Below are 1,136 nucleotides of genomic sequence, written 5' to 3' on the forward strand. Positions count from 1 at the left end.
TCCACCGGTGTGGATGTGTTCTCCATCAAGCAGGCGCTCGGCGTGGTCGGCATCATCAGCCCCTTCAACTTCCCCGCGATGGTGCCCATGTGGTTCTTCCCCATCGCGATCGCCGTCGGCAACACGGTCGTGCTCAAGCCCTCCGAGAAGGACCCCTCCGCGGCGCTCTGGCTCGCGGAGCTCTGGAAGGAAGCCGGCCTCCCCGACGGTGTCTTCAACGTCCTCCACGGCGACAAGCAGGCCGTCGACGGCCTCCTGAACCACGACGACGTCGCCGCGATCAGCTTCGTCGGCTCCACCCCCATCGCGCAGTACATCTACGAGACCGCGTCCAAGAACGGCAAAAGGGTCCAGGCGCTCGGCGGGGCGAAGAACCACATGCTCGTGCTCCCCGACGCCGACCTCGACCTCGTCGCCGACCAGGCCATCAACGCCGGCTACGGCTCCGCGGGCGAGCGGTGCATGGCCATCAGCGTGGTCCTCGCGATCGAGCCCGTCGCCGACCAGCTCATCGAGAAGGTCACCGAGCGCATCGCGAAGCTCCGCATCGGCGACGGCACCCCCACCGACACCCACAAGGAGCCCGACATGGGCCCCATCGTCTCGGAAGTGCACCGCGACAAGATCGCCTCCTACATCCAGATCGCGAAAGACGACGGCGCGGACGTGCTCGTCGACGGCCGCGAGATCAAGGCGGAAGGCGCCGACGGCGGGTTCTGGCTCGGCCCGACCCTCATCGACAACCTCCCCACCACCAGCCGCGCCTACACGGAAGAGATCTTCGGCCCCGTCCTCGGCATCGTCCGCGTCAAGTCGTTCGAGGAGGGCGTGGAGCTCATCAACACCGGCCAGTTCGGCAACGGCACCGCGATCTTCACCAACGACGGCGGCGCCGCCCGCCGCTTCCAGAACGAGATCCAGGTCGGCATGATCGGCATCAACGTGCCCATCCCCGTCCCCGTCGCCTACTACTCCTTCGGCGGCTGGAAAGACTCCGCCTTCGGCGACAGCAAGGCCTACGGCCTCCAGGGCTTCCACTTCTACACCCGCGAGAAAGCCGTCACCAGCCGCTGGCTCGACCCCGCCAAGCACGGCGGCATCAACCTCGGCTTCCCCGAGAACGACTGAGCAGCCCA

Annotated in this window: 1 protein-coding gene; it reads left to right on the forward strand. The window is 67.1% G+C overall.

From position 1 onward, the window contains the following. Window positions 1–1,128, forward strand: a 1,128-nt coding sequence (gene mmsA / locus ABVF28_RS17195; protein ID WP_371031456.1) for a CoA-acylating methylmalonate-semialdehyde dehydrogenase, incomplete at its 5' end; no start/stop codon positions are given. Window positions 1,129–1,136 lie beyond the last annotated feature (8 nt).

The organism is Pseudoclavibacter sp. JSM 162008, assembly GCF_041366455.1.
GTDB lineage: Bacteria > Actinomycetota > Actinomycetes > Actinomycetales > Microbacteriaceae > Pseudoclavibacter.